This is a genomic window from Paracidovorax valerianellae (assembly GCF_900102625.1).
Lineage (GTDB): Bacteria > Pseudomonadota > Gammaproteobacteria > Burkholderiales > Burkholderiaceae_C > Paracidovorax > Paracidovorax valerianellae.
Genome location: NZ_FMZC01000003.1, coordinates 209,286 through 223,675 on the forward strand (window position 1 = coordinate 209,286; position 14,390 = coordinate 223,675).

Below are 14,390 nucleotides of genomic sequence, written 5' to 3' on the forward strand. Positions count from 1 at the left end.
ATCCAGGGCCTGAAGTCTTTTGCGCAGCAGCCTGCGGGGCCTGCCGCTGCGCCGGGGACGCCGCGTTACCGAACGCGGGTTATTTGGAGAGGTCCAGCCGGTACTTGGACGTGCCCTTGCCCGAGCCGTCGTCCGCCGCCATCAGCGTGATGCTCGTCAGGCCCGCGGCCTGCGCCACCGGCAGCGCGTTGGCGCCGGAGCTGAACACCACCGGGCCGGCCGTGGCCACCTTGGTGAAGCGCCAGCTCTTGGCCGCGCCGTTGGCTGCGCGGGTCACGTTGGCGTTCTTGCGGATGTAGTCGATCACCACATCGCGGTTGGCGTCCGGCGAGGCCCAGATGGTGCCCGAGCCATCCAGCTTGTCGATGAAGCTCTTGCCGCTGGTGGCGCGGTAGTTGTTCGTGGCGATCACGAACTCCTGCGCCGGGTTGATGGGCTGGCCCTTGTACGACAGGTTCTTGATGCGGCGGCCCACCGGCTGGGTCACGTCGATCTCGTACTGCACGTCGGCCGTGGTGAACATGTCGAAGTTGTAGCCGGGGAAGGTGCTGACGAGCTGCTGCTCGGCGGTCTTGGCCGGATCGATCTGGTTGAAGCGCTTGGCAGCGGCTTCGAGCCAGCCCTGGATGTCGGCGCCGTTCACCTTCACCGCGTACACGGTGTTGGGGTACAGGTACAGGTCAGCGGCGCTGTAGATCGCCAGCGGGCCGGTGGCCACGTCGGTGTAGTCGGCCCCGCCCTGGAAGCCCGACTTGAACGGCGCGCTCACCGACAGCACGGGCAGCTGCGCGTACTGCGGCAGGTTGGCGGCCACATAGGCCGCCACGTAGTCGCGCTGGGCCTGGTTCACGATCTGGATCGCGCCCGGGTCGCCCACGTCGGCGAAGAGCGTGCTCATGCGGAAGTCGGTGCTGCCGATGGGCGTCTTCACGTAGTTGATGGCGGCCTGGTGCTGCGTTTCGATCAGCGGCGCCACGCTCGGGTCGGCGTCCACGTACACCGTGGCGCCCGAGGCGTTCTTGCCCTGGATGTTGCGCAGCTCGCTCTTGGTGGCGGTCTTATCCACCGCCCAGGCCTTGCCGTCCCATTTGAGGGCCAGCTGGATCACGCCCAGCGACTTGCCCCACGAGCTGGCCATCACGGCGGGCACGCCGTTGATGGTGCCGGCCTTGTTGTCCACGCCGGCCTGGGTGTAGGCAGGCGCTGCGGCGGTGTCGGGGAACACGCTGTGCTGGTGGCCCATGACCATGGCGTCGATGCCCGCCACCTTGGACAGGTACAGGCCCGGGTTCTCCATGGTGGCCGAGTAGGTGCCCGAATCGAGCCCGCCGTGCAGCAGCGCCACGACGATGTCGGCGCCCTTGGCGCGCATTTCCGGCACGTATTTCTGCGCGGATTCGACGGCGCCTTCGGTGTACACCTTGCCGTCGAGGTAGCGCTTGTCCCAGTTCATGATGCCGGGCGTGGTGAAGCCGATCACGCCCACCTTGATGGGCAGCTTGACCTCTTTGCCGTCCGCGCCCTTGGAGACCAGCGTGCGCTCCAGGATCGTGTAGGGCTGCACCAGCGGCTTCTTGGTCTTGTTGCTGTACACGTTGGCCAGCACGGCGGGGTAGCCGGCGCCGGCGCACTTCTGTGCGGCATCGACGCCATCGACTTCCATGCCGCCGCCCAGCACCTGATTGAGGAACGGCAGGCCGTAGTTGAATTCGTGGTTGCCCAGCGTGCCGGCATCGAAGCCGAGGGCGCCCATGGCCTTGTACATCGACAGCTGCTGCGTGCAGGGAATGGCCTTCACCACCGCCTCGTAGTCGGCCAGCGCCGTGCCCTGGATGGTGTCGCCGTTATCGACCAGCAGCGTGTTGGCGAACTCCTTGCGCGCCTGGCGCACCAGCGTGGCCGTGCGCTCGAAGCCGTAGCTCTTGTCTTCGGCGAGCTTGAAGTAGTCGTAGCTGCGCACGTTGAAGTGCAGGTCGGTCGTCTCCAGCACGGCCAGCGTGGCGGTGGCGCCGGCGTTGGTGTTGCTGTCGCCGTCGCTGCCTCCGCAGGCAGCCAGCAGGGCGGCGGCCGCGATCGCGGTGAGGGCAGTGAGCGTGGTCCGGCGGGTGGCCGGCGAGAGGTCTTGGTGTCGGAGGATGTCCAGCATGCAATGGCCTGGGTGGTGGGGTAAAGGCGTGAGTGTCACCAACCTGTTTGACACTGGCGTGACGCTGCCTTGCCATGCCCTCCATGCCCTCCATGCCCCGCCATACCCCGCCATCCCCCGCTCGCGCGGCGGCGCCGCACGGGCCTCGCGTCAGTCTGCGATGGCGATCAGGTCCACTTCCACCGAAGCGTTCTTGGGCAATTGCAGCACGCCGACGGAAGTGCGCGTGTGCGCCCCGGCCGTCTGGCCCAGCACGTGAAAGAGCACTTGCGAGGCCGCATCGGCCACCTCGCTTTGCTGCGTGAAGTCGGGCGCGGACTGCACGTACACGGTGATGCGCGGCACGGCGCGCACCGCGTCCAGCGTGCCCAGGCTGCGCTGCAGCAGGGCCAGCGCACGCATCACGCACACCTTGGCGGCGTGCTGCGCGCGCTCCAGCGGCACCTGCGCGCCCACCGCGCCGGTCACCACCACGGTGTCGCCCACGCGGGGGATCTGCCCGCTCAGGTAGAGGTGCCGGCCATCGCGCACCAGCGGAACGTAGTTGCCGCCGATCTTGATCTCGCCATCGAACCGGTGGCCCAGGGCCTGGGCTGTTTCATCGAACCGTGCATCGCAAGACATCGCAATTTCCTTCGGGGAGGGGGTGAATCTGTCAAAAGGGAGCGCAGGTGCCGCCGATGGCTTTCAAGCAAAAAAGGCCTCCAGCGCAATCAATCCGCCGGTGGTTAGCTATCGAATTAATAGCAAACGAATTGACCGATGCGCGGGCCGGTCAGCCGCCGCGGTTGCGCATCCAGTCAGCGGTGCCCATGAAGCTCTCGCGCAGGCGGGTGCGCAGGTCGGCGGGCACGCCGGTTTCGCCCATGGCCTGGTCCATGCACTCGACCCACTGGTCGCGCTCCTGGATGCCGATCGAAAACGGCATGTGCCGCGCGCGCAGGCGCGGGTGGCCGAATCGGCTCTGGTAGTGGTCCGGCCCGCCGAGCCAGCCGCACAGGAACCAGAACAGCTTCTGCCGCGCTTCGCCCAGCGTGCTGCCGTGCGCTGCGCGCAGTTCGGCATAGGCGGGATCCAGGTCCATCAGGTCATAAAAGCGCTCGACCAGGGCGAGCACCCGGTCTTCGCCGCCGATCCGCTCGAAGGGGGTGGCGGGGGCGCCGGGCGTGGGTTGGGGTTCTTGGGTGGTCATGGGATGGGGCTGCGCCCGAACACTCGGTGCGCAAAAAGCTAGCCCTCGATTGTAGAAACGGCCGCCCCCCGCGCCGCGCCCAGGCGCAGGCAGGCGAACACCGCCACCGCCGTGAACACCGTCACCCCCGCCAGCACGCGGAGCAGGGTGCTGAAGGCGCGGCCGTAGGCCTGCAGCACGTCGGCCTGCGACAGCCCCGGCAAAAGGCGCAGGGCATGGGGCAGATCGCCAGCGACGAGGTACTGGCCCGCACGCAGCGCATCGGCACCCGGCACCTGCGGCCATTGCAGCGCCACCAGCGCCACGAGCCCGGCCCCCACCAGGGCCAGCGCCAGCCCCTCACCCGCCACGCGCACGGTGTTGAAGATGCCCGTCGCCATGCCGGCGCGCTCGGGCGGCACCACGCTCACGGCCAGGCCGTCCATCAGGCCCCACGGCAGGCCGATGCCCACGCCGATCAGCGCGAGGGGCCCCACCAGCACCGCTGCGGGCGAACCCGGCGGGCAATCGCTCAGCCACCACAGCCCCACCGCGCACACGGCCAGCCCGCCAGCGGACAACGCGGCCGGCGACCACCACCGCGCCAGCCAGCCGGCCGCCAGCGGCACGAACAGCATGGCGCCCGACAGCGCCAGCATCAACTGGCCGGTGGCCAGCGCGCTCAACCCCTCCACACCGATGAAGCGCACCGGCAGCAGCACGAGCAGCACCACGAAGGCATAGGCAGGCGCCGCCGCCAGCAGTTGCACGCCCACGAAACGCGGGTAGCGGAACAGCGACAGGTCCAGCATGGGGTGGCGCACACGGCGCTCGGTGCGCACGAAGACGCCCGCCATCGCCACCGAGCCCGCCAGCGCCGCCAGCACGGGCAGGCTGGCCCAGCCGCTCTCGGGCGCCTGCAGCACGCCCAGCGTCAACAGTGCCAGCGCCGCCGTGAAGCTGGCCGCGCCCGGCAGGTCCAGCCCGGCCGCGGCAGGGTCGCGCGAATCGCGCAGAAAGCGCGCGCCTGCAACGCCCGCGACCATTGCCACACCGGCCACGCACAGCACCACCGCGCGCCAGCCGCCGTGCCCCAGCAGCCAGCCGGCCAGCAACGGCCCGAACGCCAGCCCCACGCCGAAGGCCGTGCCCACCCAGCTGAAGGCACGCAGGCGCGCCGGGCCCTGGATGGCCTGCGCCAGCGCCGAAGTGCCCCCGGCCAGGGCCGCCGCAGCGCCTACACCCTGCACCGCACGCCACAGGTTGAACGCCACGATGCTGCCGGCGCTCGCCAGCCCCACCGCACTGACCGCGACCACGCCCACTCCGCACAGGAAGACGCGCTTGCGGCCCCAGGCATCGGCCAGCGCGCCGCAGGCCATCAACGTGGCGCCGAAGCTCAGCATGAAGGCGTTGGTGACCCACGCCATCTGCACGGGGCTGCCGCCCAGCGCATCGCGCAGCGCGGGCAGGGCCACGGCCGGGCCGGTGAAGCTCAAGGGCATGGCCAGCGCAGCCAGGCACACGGCCAGGAGTTGCAGCGCCACATGGGGCGTGCTGGAGACGGATGCATAAGAGACGGGCGCGCAGGCAACCGCAGCGGACCCGGAGCGCGCCGGGTCCAGGGGAGGACAGGTGGAAGACATCGTGAGAACAACCGCTTTCAGGCAGAGGGGCAGCGCCGGCAACCGATTGCCGCCAGCAGGCATGAACGATAAAAGCGATGCAATGCGATGAAAATAGGCGCAGCGGTCGGCAGACTGGCAACTTCAAGTTGCCAATCGGCGGCCTTTAGCCACTCGGCATCCCCACTCCTTTTCTCCAGGCCTCACCCCATGGACAGCTTCAGCGGACTCGAATCGTTTGTGCGCGCCGCCGATCTATCGAGCTTTGCGCAGGCCGGGCGCGCGCTCGGCATTTCGGCGTCGGCCGTGGGCAAGAACATCGCCCGGCTGGAGCAGCAGCTGGGCCTGCGGCTGTTCCAGCGCACGACGCGGCAGGTGCGCCTCACGCAGGAAGGCGCGCTGTTTCACGAGCGTTGCCGCCGCATCCTGGACGAGCTGCAGGACGCCCGCGCGATGATGCAGGCAGCCGTGCAGGCGCCGCGCGGGCGCCTGCGGGTGAGCCTGCCGGTGATCGGCTACCGGTTTCTGCTGCCCGTGCTGCCGGAGTTCAAGGCCCTGTACCCCGATGTGGAGCTGGAACTGGACTTCAACGACCGCATCACCGAGGTGGTGGAAGAAGGCCTGGACGTGGTCATCCGCAGCGGCGACCTGCCCGACTCCGGCCTGGTGGCGCGGCGCCTGGGGCCGTTCCGGTTCGTGCTGGTCGCGTCGCCGCAGTACCTCGCGCGGCGCGGCACGCCCCGGGTGCCGGCCGATCTGGCGCAGCACGCCTGCCTGATCTTTCGATTCCCCAGCGGCGGCAAGCTGCACGACTGGGTGCTGCCCGGCCTGCCGGCCGCCCTGCCCACCGAACTCGTGTGCAACAACATGGAGGCCATGCGGGGCGCGGCCATCGCCGGCATGGGCATCGCCTACATGCCCGACTTCCTGGCGCACGACGCCATCGAGCGGGGCGAACTGCAGCAGGTGCTGGCCACGCACCTGGTGCACACCGGGCAATTCTCGGCGCTGTGGCCGTCGAGCCGGCAGCTATCGCCCAAGGTGCGGGCGTTCGTGGACTTCATCGGCGAGCGGCTGTTCCAGGAAGGCACCGCCGACAGCGTTTGAGCCAAAAAGCCCTCCAGCGCATATTCCCCTAGGGCACCCAGCTATCAAAAAATGAGCAATCTCTCCGACCGTGCTGACGGCTGTCCTTACTCCGCCGCGCGGCGCAACGTCTCCACCACCGGACGGCGCAGCACATCGCGCAGGCCCCACCAGCCCGCGGCCAGCGCCAGCACCGCGCCGGCCACCGCACCGATCAGCGGCACCCACGGCGTGGCCGTCCAGGCGAAGTCGAACACGTAGCGCGCCAGCGCCCAGCCCACGGCCACGGCGACAACGCTCGCCAGGAACCCGGCCAGCAGCCCGACCCCTGCCAGCTCAGCCCGCTGCACCTGGCGCAGCAGGCTGGCGCGTGCGCCCACGGCCCGCATGATGGCGAACTCGCGCGCACGTTCCTCGCGCGTGGCCGTCACGGCGGCGAACAGCACCACCAGCCCGGCCGCCAGCGTGAAGCCGAAGAGAAACTCCACCGCGCGGATCACCTGCGCGAGCACGCCCTGCACCTGCGCCAGCGTGGCGCTCATGTCCACGTTGGTGATGTTGGGAAACGCCCGCACCAGCGCGTTGTCGAAGCCCGGCGTGGCCGGTGCGCGGTAGGCGGCCAGGTACGTCACCGGCAGCTCGGGCGGCAACTGGCCCACCGTGTACATCACGAAGAAGTTGGCACGCAGCGAGCCCCAGTCCACCTTGCGCAGGCTGGTAATGCGCGCCTCGCTCACCACGCCGCCGATGTCAAAGCGCAGCGTGTCGCCCAGCTTCAGGCCCAGCGTTTCGGCGATGCCGTCCTCCACGCTCACCGAGTCCTTTTCGCCCGGCGTCCAGCGGCCGGCCACCACAGGGTTGTGGGTGGGCGCCTGCTCGGCGTTCGACAGGTTGAACTCGCGGTCCACCAGGCGCTTGGCGCGGTCTTCGGTGTAATCGGCCGGGCCCACTTCGCGCCCGTTGATCGCCACCAGCCGGCCGCGGATCATGGGGTACCAGTCGTATTGCGACACGCCGCCGTCGCGCAGCGCTTTCTGAAAAGCCTCCGACTGATCGGGCATGACGTTGATCACGAAGCGGTTGGGCGCATCGGCCGGCGTGGAGCGCTGCCAGCTGCTGATGAGGTCGGTGCGCAGCAGCACCAGCAGCACCAGCGCGAGCAGCCCCACGGCCAGGCTGCTGACCTGCACCACCGCATACACCGGCCGCGCCGAAATCTGCCGCGTGGCCAGCACCAGCCAGCGTGGGGCCGTTGCCTCGTTCACGCTGCGGCGCAGCAGCTTCACCGCGCCCCAGGCCAGCCCGGCGAACAGCGCCACCGCGCCTGCGAAACCGCCCACGGCGATCAGACCCAGCTTGAGGTCGCTGCTGACCGCCAGCAGCAGCGCGGCAAAGCCCGCCACGCCCACGCCCAGCACCGCGAGCGAAGCCGGCTTCAGGCCGCCCAGGTCGCGGCGGATCACCCGCAGCGGCGGCACCTGCGACAGCTGCAGCACCGGCGGCAGGCCGAAGGCGAACATCAGCGTGAGGCCCATGCCCAGGCCGAACGCCACCGGCCACAGGCTGGGCGCCGGCAACGCCGTCTCCACCAGCCCGGCCAGCAGCAGCACGAACACATGGTGCACGGCATACCCCAGCAGCACGCCCAGCGCGCTGGCGAACAGGCCGATCATCGCGAACTCGACCACATAGCCGCCCGCAATCGTGCGCTGGCTCTGGCCCAGCACGCGCAGCAGCGCCGCCGCATCGAGGTGCTCGTTGGCGAAGCCGCGTGCGGCCAGCGCCACGGCCACGGCCGACAGCAGCGCTGCGAGCAGCGCCACCAGGTTGAGAAATTTCTGCGCCCGGTCCAGCGTCTGGCGCATCTCGGGGCGGCCACTGTCCAGCGACTCCACGCGCACGCCGTGCACCTCGGGCGCCTTCACCGCCTCGGCGGCCCAATCGCCGAACTGCTTGACCGCCCCCGCCTCGCCCGCCACGGCAAACCGGTAGGTGAGCCGGCTCGCGGGCTGCACCAGGCCGGTGGCCGGCAGATCGAGCGCATTGACCATCACGCGCGGCGCAAAGCTCATGAAGCCCGCGCCCCGGTCCGGCTCGATGGCGATGATGCGGGCGATGCGCAACTGGGCATCGCCCAGCAGCAGCGAGTCCCCCATCTGCAGGCCGAGCGAGGCGAGCACCGGGGCATCCACCCACACCTCGCCCTGCGCCGGAATGTCGCGCGTGGCCCGCGCGGGCGCGCCCGGCGCATCGGCCACCTGCAGGCTGCCACGCAACGGATAACCCGGCTCCACGCTTTTGAGCGCCACCAGCCGGCTCGCGCCGCCCTGTGCGTCACTCGCACGGCCCATGGTGGGAAAACCGAGCGTGGTCACCGCGGACAGGCCCGAAGCCTTGGCCCGCTCGACGAACGCCGCCGGCGTGGGGTTGTCGCTCGCCACCACCACGTCGCCGCCCAGCAGTTGCAACGCATCGCGCTGCAGCCCGCCCTGCAGCCGGTCGGCGAAAAACCCCACCGAAGTGAGAGCCGCCACGGCCAGCGTGACCGCCACGATCAAAAGACGCAGCTCGCCAGCCCGCAGATCACGCCACAGCGTGCGCCAGCCGATTCGGAAGAAGGACAGGTTCATGGGGGGCGACGTTATCGCAAATGGGTTGGGCTTCGGGTGGGAAGGGGCTCAGGGTGTGAACACGCCTTATGATCCGCGCCACCTAAACGTGACTAATCCGCAAATTTCGGGGAATCATCAAAAAATCCAAAGGGAGTTTTATGGGTTGGAACGAAACTGCCTTGGGCTTCAGCCGTGCCGTTGGTGATCGACGTGCAGGCGATTTCCTGATTTTCTCTAACGTCCATTGGGAAAAGTTGGGCGCCCCATCACTTGGTTTTTCAAAGTTCACTGAGATGAAAGACCTCACTTCTATCGACGGACCTCTCGGTCCGCAGCCTCGGCGCTGGCGCCAGCACGCTTCTCGACTCGGTGTTTTCTTCGGTGTCTTCGCGGCTATCGTGGCGGCAATACTTTTCTTGTTCACCAGAATCTTCGACAGTGCAAGGCTGGTGCACACCGATGTTTGCGGCAATGGAATCTCTCGACTCAGCGTCTACAAGTACAGCGGTGGCGCGGGGTATGTCGAATTGACGGACAGAAACGGCAAAGTGTTCGGTCAATCCGATTTCCCGGAGGGTGCTTATCTCGATCCGGAGTGGTCGGACGATTGCCTTGCGGTCACTGTGGGAACCGACACGGATCGCGTGAAACTCGGGGCAGCGCGTCAAGGGCGATAAACCAAGTCGTATAGGCGCGATTTTTCATTTATCTATTCATAAAATCATTCAAACCGGATACGCTGAGAGATATGCAATCCGCAGCCGAGCGCCACTCCGCACAAATTCAGAAGAGGCTTCTTCAGGGCCCGAAAACAGCCAATTTCCTTATGGAATCATTGGTTGCCAGCCAGCCCACGGTATCGCGTGCCCTCAAGTTGCTGGGTGATGAAGTGGTGCAGATCGGCGCTGCAAGATCTATTCAATATGCACTCCGGGATGCGGCCCGGGCGCAGCTGCAGGCCCTTGTGTACCGCGTCTCTGCCGAGGGGCAGCTGCAAACGCTGGGCACATTGATTCCGGTGGCCCCCGAGGGCTTCGTGATGGTGCAAGCCGATGGCAAGCGCGTCCACAGCGATGGATTGCCCTGGTGGATCTTCGACATGCGCCCCCAGGGTTATCTGGGGCGTGCCTACAACCAGCGCCACGGGGCACGTCTCGGGCTCCCTGAACGGTTGAGCGATTGGGGAGACACCCATGTGCTGCGCGCCCTGCTGCTTCAAGGAGACGACCTGCCGGGCAACCTTCTTTTGGGTGTGGCGGCGCGCGAGCACTTCGTGAATGCGCCAGCCCCGGTGCCCATCCCGACGGCTCAGAGACCCCAGGCCTACGTGGAACTGGCGGCAGCCGCAACGCGCGGCGAACTGCAGGGATCGTCCGCAGCGGGTGAGCAGCCGAAATTCACCGCCTATGTGCAACCGGAATCCGGGCCGCCCGTGCACACCATCGTCAAGTTCTCCGCCTCGCTGCCGACCTTGGTGAGCGAGCGCTGGCGCGATCTACTGCTGGCGGAGCACATCGCGCTGCAGGTGCTGGGAGATGCGGGAATCCCTGCATCGCACACCCATGTCATCGACCATGGCACGCAGCGGTTCCTCGAAGTGCAGCGTTTCGATCGGGTGGGGGCCCTGGGTCGCCGCGCGCTGCACTCTCTGGCGGCGCTGGACGCGGAATTCGTGGGCCACGGTGGCCGATGGCCCGACATCGCGCAGGCATTGGCGCGCGAGCGGATCATCGTGCCCGAAGCCTTGGAGGGGGCCTGCCTGCTCTGGGCTTTCGGCATCCTGATCGGCAATACCGACATGCACAGCGGAAATCTTTCGTTCATGTCGGAGCAGGGCCGCCCCTACTCACTCGCACCCGCTTACGACATGACGCCCATGGCCTTCGCACCGACGGCCGGCGGGGATCTTCCGCAGCGCACGCTGGAGCTGAGCGTGGGCCAGCAAGTGCCTGCCCGGGCCTGGTTCCGCGCCCTGCCCCTGGCCCAGGATTTCGTGCAGCGTCTGGAGAAGGCCGAAGGCCTCAGCGGTGGATTCGGACCTTGCCTTGCCGCTCTGCAGTCACATGTCGCCCTGGCGGCTGATCGGATCGGTCGGCTGGCCCCGTGACCCTTTTTCGCCCTACCCTTGCGCGCCTCCGTACCGCACCGCTCGCGGCGGCCGGCACAGCCCCCACAGCGTGATGCCGGCCTGCTGCGCCAGGTCGATGGCCAGCGAGGTCGGGGCCGATACGGCGGCCAGCAGGGGAATGTCGAGCCGGGCGCACTTGCGCACCAGTTCATAGCTGGCGCGGCTGGACATGACGACGAAGCCGTCCTCCCCCAGCCGGCCTTGCGCCGCGAGCTGACCGATGAGCTTGTCGAGGGCGTTGTGGCGGCCGACGTCTTCGAGGAGGTCGGTGAGTTCGCCTTCGGGCGTGGCCCAGCCGGCGGCGTGCACGGCGCCGGCGGCGGCATTGAGCGATTGCAGCGCGGGCATCGCGGCCACCGCGCGCAGGACGGCTTCGGCCGGCAGTTCGGTGGCCCAGGCGCGCGGCGTGACGCGTTCGGGCACCAGGTCCAGCGCCTGCAGGCTGTCGATGCCGCACACGCCGCAGCCGGTGCGGCCCGCGAGCGAACGGCGCTTGTCCTTCAGGCGCGCGAAGCAGCGGGCGGCGATGTCCATCTGCACTTCGCAGGCGGCCGCTGCGGCGCCGACCGGGCTGCTGGTGGATGCGTCCAGCGTGCGCACTTCGATGCCGTGGCAATCGGCCGGGTGGTCGATGAGCCCTTCGCTCAAGGCGAAACCCAGGGCGAAGGCGTGCAGGTCGGCGGGTGTGGCCATCATCACGGCGTGCGAGAGGCCGTTGAAGACCAGCGCGACCGGCACTTCGGCAGCCACTGCATCGTCTTCCCATGCGGCGGTTGATCCGGGCGCGGGAGGATGGCGCTGTACACGTCGAGTGGCCAGCGGTACGGGCAGCGGGTCGCCTTCATCATCCAGGCCGCCGGTGGCATCCACTGGCGGCACGCCGGGGGCGCTTTGCAGGTAGCGTCGCCCGGCATCGGTCAGCCATGCCAGCCAACGGGTGCCGTCCTTCTCGTCCTGCGCCACACGCACCCAGCCGGGGCCCGGTTGCCCACCCAGCGCCGCGCCGCTCAGAAGGTGCAGGCCGCGCAACACGGTGCTGCCAGGCAGGCCGAGGTGCTTGGCCAGGCGCGGAAGAGAAACACCGCTCGGGTCGTCCAGCGCTGCCAGGGCGCTGAGCAAAGCGGGTGCAAGCCCGCCGCCGTCCATCGCCGTCGCCGTCGTTATCGCCCTCGCCATCGTCATCGCGTGCGCTGCGTCAAATGGCCGCCACGGGAGCGGTTTCAGGCTCGGCTGCCGAATCGGCAGCGCCCGGCGCTCCGGCGCCGGCCGCATGCGGCACCAGCACCACCGGGATCGACTTGGAGGTGGGCGTGCCCGCGTTCAGCGCGACCGATGACAGCGGCACGAGCGGATTGGTTTCGGGGTAGTAGGCGGCCAGGTCGCCGCGGGGAATGTCGTAGCCGACGAGCTTGAATCGGTCGGCACGGCGCTCCTGGCCGTCGCTCCACACGGTGTGGATGTCCACCCAATCGCCCTCCTTCATGCCCAGCGCGCGGATGTCTTCGGGGTGGATGAACACCACCCGGCGCTGGCCGAACACGCCGCGGTAGCGGTCGTCATGGCCGTAGATGGTGGTGTTGTACTGGTCGTGCGAACGGGTGGTGAGCAGCGTGAACACGACGGTGTCGCCCCGTTTGGCACGGGCCTGGTGCGAGGGCGTGTCCACCGGCACGGAGTGGGCGACGAAGTGGGCTTTGCCATCGTCGGTGGTCCACACCCTTTCGCTGGCCGTGTTGCGCAGGCGAAAGCCGCCGGGCACGGCCACGCGCTGGTTGAAGTCCTTGAAGTCGGCGAACACGGCTTCGATCCGGTCGCGGATGCGCGCATAGTCTTCGATGAGCCACAGCCACCGCGTGCGGCTGCGCTCCCCGATGGTGGCGGCGGCCAGCCGCGCGACGATGGCGGGCTCGGACAGCAACTGGTCCGAGGCCGGCGGGTTGATGCCCATCGACAGGTGCACCATGCTCATCGAGTCTTCCACCGTCACGCCCTGCGGGCCTCCGGCCTGCACGTCGATCTCGGTGCGGCCCAGGCAGGGAAGGATGAGCGCCTCGCGCCCGTGCACGACGTGGCTGCGGTTGAGCTTGGTGGTGACGTGCACCGTCAGGTCGCAGCGGCGCAGCGCCTTCCAGGTCTCGTACGTGTCGGGCGTGGCGGCGGCGAAGTTGCCGCCCAGCGCGAAGAAGACGCGGCCCTTGCCGTCCAGCATGGCCTGGATCGCCTCCACGGTGTCGACGCCATGCGCGCGTGGGGGCTCGAAGCCGAACACTTCCTGCAGCTTGTCCAGCAGCGCGGTGGAGGGCTTTTCCCAGATGCCCATGGTGCGGTCGCCCTGCACGTTGCTGTGGCCGCGCACGGGGCACGGGCCCGCGCCGGGCCGGCCGATGTTGCCGCGCAGCAGCAGCCAGTTGACGATCATCTGGATGGTGGCCACCGAATGCCGGTGCTGGGTGATGCCCATGCCCCAGCAGGCGATCACCCGCCGGGCGTTTCGGTACACCTCGGCCGCGGCGCGGATCTGCGCCTCGGAAAGGCCCGATTCTTCTTCCAGCAGCGGCCACGACTCTGCGCGCAGGTCGGCCAGCAGGGCTTCGATGCCGGTGGTGTGCTCGGCGATGAAGGCGTGGTCGAGCACACCACCGTCGCGGTCCTCCGCCTCGATCAGGTGCTTCATCATTCCTTTGACGAGCGCGAGGTCGCCGCCCACGCGCAGCTGGAAGTAATGCGTGCTGATGGGCGTGGAGCCGAGCGTGGCCATTTCCATCTTGTTCTGCGGGTCTTGAAAGCGCTCCAGGCCGCGCTCGCGCAGCGGATTGAAGCTGACGATCTGCGCGCCGCGCTTGTGGGCCGCGCGCAGCTCGCCCAGCATGCGGGGGTGGTTGGTGCCGGGGTTCTGCCCGAAGATGAAGATGGCGTCGGCCTCTTCGAAGTCCTGCAGCGTGACCGTGCCCTTGCCCACGCCGATCTGCGGATTCATGGCACTGCCGCTGGGCTCGTGGCACATGTTGGAGCAGTCCGGGAAATTGTTGGTGCCGTATTCGCGCACGATCAACTGGTACAGGAACGCGGCTTCGTTGCTGGCGCGGCCCGAGGTGTAGAAGATGGCCTGGTTCGGGTCGGGCAGCGCGTTCAGGTGCCGCGCGATGAGCGCGAAGGCGTCGTCCCAGGCGATGGGTACGTAGTGGTCGCTGGCCGCGTCGTACACCATGGGGTGGGTGAGCCGGCCCTGGTCTTCGAGCCAGAAGTCGCTCTGCTCGGCCAGGTCAGCCACCGAGTGCTGCGCAAAGAGCTCCGGCCCCGCACGCCGGCCCGTGGCCTCGGCGGCGACGGCCTTGGCGCCGTTCTCGCAGAACTCGAAGGTGGAGGCATGGTTGCGGTCGGGCCAGGCGCAGCCGGGGCAGTCGAACCCGTCGGGCTGGTTGGCCGACAGCAGGGTCTTGGCCCCTTTGAGGGGAATGTCCTGGTACTGAAGGGCCTTGCCCACGGAGCGCAGCGCGCCCCAGCCGCCGGCCGGGCCTTTGTAGAACTCGATTTTCTGGTCGGACATCGTGTCTCCTGAACGGGTGCGGCCGGGTTGGACGCCGCCACGCCTTCGGCGTTCCCCGGCGGCCATGCTAAGGCG

General features: G+C 68.5%; 10 protein-coding genes. 3 read left to right on the forward strand and 7 right to left on the reverse strand.

Annotation, left to right across the window (positions count from 1 at the left end; genetic code table 11):
* Window positions 1–79: 79 nt before the first annotated feature.
* The 4 genes from BLT03_RS06280 to BLT03_RS06295 all read right to left on the reverse strand — a co-directional run bounded on the left by BLT03_RS06280 (window position 80) and on the right by BLT03_RS06295 (window position 4,822).
* The gene (locus tag BLT03_RS06280; protein ID WP_092741432.1) at window positions 80–2,146 is read right to left on the reverse strand and encodes a bifunctional 2',3'-cyclic-nucleotide 2'-phosphodiesterase/3'-nucleotidase; all 2,067 of its coding nucleotides are present in this window, start codon (window positions 2,144–2,146) and stop codon (window positions 80–82) included.
* 150 nt (window positions 2,147–2,296) lie between these two features.
* Entirely contained in the window at window positions 2,297–2,770 is a 474-nt protein-coding gene (locus tag BLT03_RS06285) for a RidA family protein (RefSeq protein ID WP_092741434.1), read from the reverse strand.
* A gap of 151 nt (window positions 2,771–2,921) precedes the next feature.
* Entirely contained in the window at window positions 2,922–3,338 is a 417-nt protein-coding gene (locus BLT03_RS06290) for a group II truncated hemoglobin (RefSeq protein ID WP_092741436.1), read from the reverse strand.
* Between the two features lie 38 nt (window positions 3,339–3,376).
* A complete protein-coding gene (locus tag BLT03_RS06295; RefSeq protein ID WP_245711277.1) occupies window positions 3,377–4,822 on the reverse strand; it encodes an MFS transporter in 1,446 nt (481 codons plus the stop codon).
* 330 nt (window positions 4,823–5,152) lie between these two features.
* Here BLT03_RS06295 and BLT03_RS06300 point away from each other — a divergent pair, with 330 nt between their 5' ends.
* Window positions 5,153–6,049: a LysR family transcriptional regulator gene (locus tag BLT03_RS06300; protein WP_092741438.1), complete on the forward strand. Its 897-nt coding sequence runs from the start codon at window positions 5,153–5,155 to the stop codon at window positions 6,047–6,049.
* A gap of 86 nt (window positions 6,050–6,135) precedes the next feature.
* Here BLT03_RS06300 and BLT03_RS06305 read toward each other — a convergent pair whose 3' ends face one another.
* A complete protein-coding gene (locus BLT03_RS06305) occupies window positions 6,136–8,658 on the reverse strand; it encodes an ABC transporter permease (protein ID WP_092741440.1) in 2,523 nt (840 codons plus the stop codon).
* 140 nt (window positions 8,659–8,798) lie between these two features.
* On the opposite strand from BLT03_RS06305, the gene BLT03_RS06310 reads away from it, so the two are divergent.
* Together BLT03_RS06310 and yjjJ are read left to right on the forward strand one after the other, a co-directional pair.
* Window positions 8,799–9,317 carry a hypothetical protein gene (locus tag BLT03_RS06310; RefSeq protein WP_139160336.1) on the forward strand — a complete coding sequence of 173 codons (519 nt, stop codon included), beginning with the start codon at window positions 8,799–8,801 and terminating at the stop codon, window positions 9,315–9,317.
* 71 nt (window positions 9,318–9,388) lie between these two features.
* Complete coding sequence (gene yjjJ, locus BLT03_RS06315) at window positions 9,389–10,747, forward strand: type II toxin-antitoxin system HipA family toxin YjjJ (RefSeq protein WP_092741444.1); 1,359 nt, start codon at window positions 9,389–9,391, stop codon at window positions 10,745–10,747.
* A 12-nt stretch (window positions 10,748–10,759) separates the two neighbouring features.
* Here yjjJ and fdhD read toward each other — a convergent pair whose 3' ends face one another.
* Together fdhD and BLT03_RS06325 are read right to left on the reverse strand one after the other, a co-directional pair.
* Window positions 10,760–11,950, reverse strand: coding sequence for a formate dehydrogenase accessory sulfurtransferase FdhD (fdhD, locus tag BLT03_RS06320; protein ID WP_245711264.1), 1,191 nt, complete (start codon window positions 11,948–11,950; stop codon window positions 10,760–10,762).
* 13 nt (window positions 11,951–11,963) lie between these two features.
* The gene (locus BLT03_RS06325) at window positions 11,964–14,315 is read right to left on the reverse strand and encodes an FdhF/YdeP family oxidoreductase (protein ID WP_092741448.1); all 2,352 of its coding nucleotides are present in this window, start codon (window positions 14,313–14,315) and stop codon (window positions 11,964–11,966) included.
* Window positions 14,316–14,390 lie beyond the last annotated feature (75 nt).

Coding starts and splice junctions, on each gene's coding strand:
- BLT03_RS06290 (WP_092741436.1), bottom strand. CDS start 3,338: ATGACCACCCAAGAACCCCAACCCACGCCCGGCGCCCCCGCCACCCCC.
- BLT03_RS06300 (WP_092741438.1), top strand. CDS start 5,153: ATGGACAGCTTCAGCGGACTCGAATCGTTTGTGCGCGCCGCCGATCTA.
- yjjJ (WP_092741444.1), top strand. CDS start 9,389: ATGCAATCCGCAGCCGAGCGCCACTCCGCACAAATTCAGAAGAGGCTT.
- BLT03_RS06325 (WP_092741448.1), bottom strand. CDS start 14,315: ATGTCCGACCAGAAAATCGAGTTCTACAAAGGCCCGGCCGGCGGCTGG.
- BLT03_RS06285 (WP_092741434.1), bottom strand. CDS start 2,770: ATGTCTTGCGATGCACGGTTCGATGAAACAGCCCAGGCCCTGGGCCAC.
- BLT03_RS06295 (WP_245711277.1), bottom strand. CDS start 4,822: ATGCCCTTGAGCTTCACCGGCCCGGCCGTGGCCCTGCCCGCGCTGCGC.
- BLT03_RS06305 (WP_092741440.1), bottom strand. CDS start 8,658: ATGAACCTGTCCTTCTTCCGAATCGGCTGGCGCACGCTGTGGCGTGAT.
- BLT03_RS06310 (WP_139160336.1), top strand. CDS start 8,799: ATGGGTTGGAACGAAACTGCCTTGGGCTTCAGCCGTGCCGTTGGTGAT.
- BLT03_RS06280 (WP_092741432.1), bottom strand. CDS start 2,146: ATGCTGGACATCCTCCGACACCAAGACCTCTCGCCGGCCACCCGCCGG.
- fdhD (WP_245711264.1), bottom strand. CDS start 11,950: ATGACGATGGCGAGGGCGATAACGACGGCGACGGCGATGGACGGCGGC.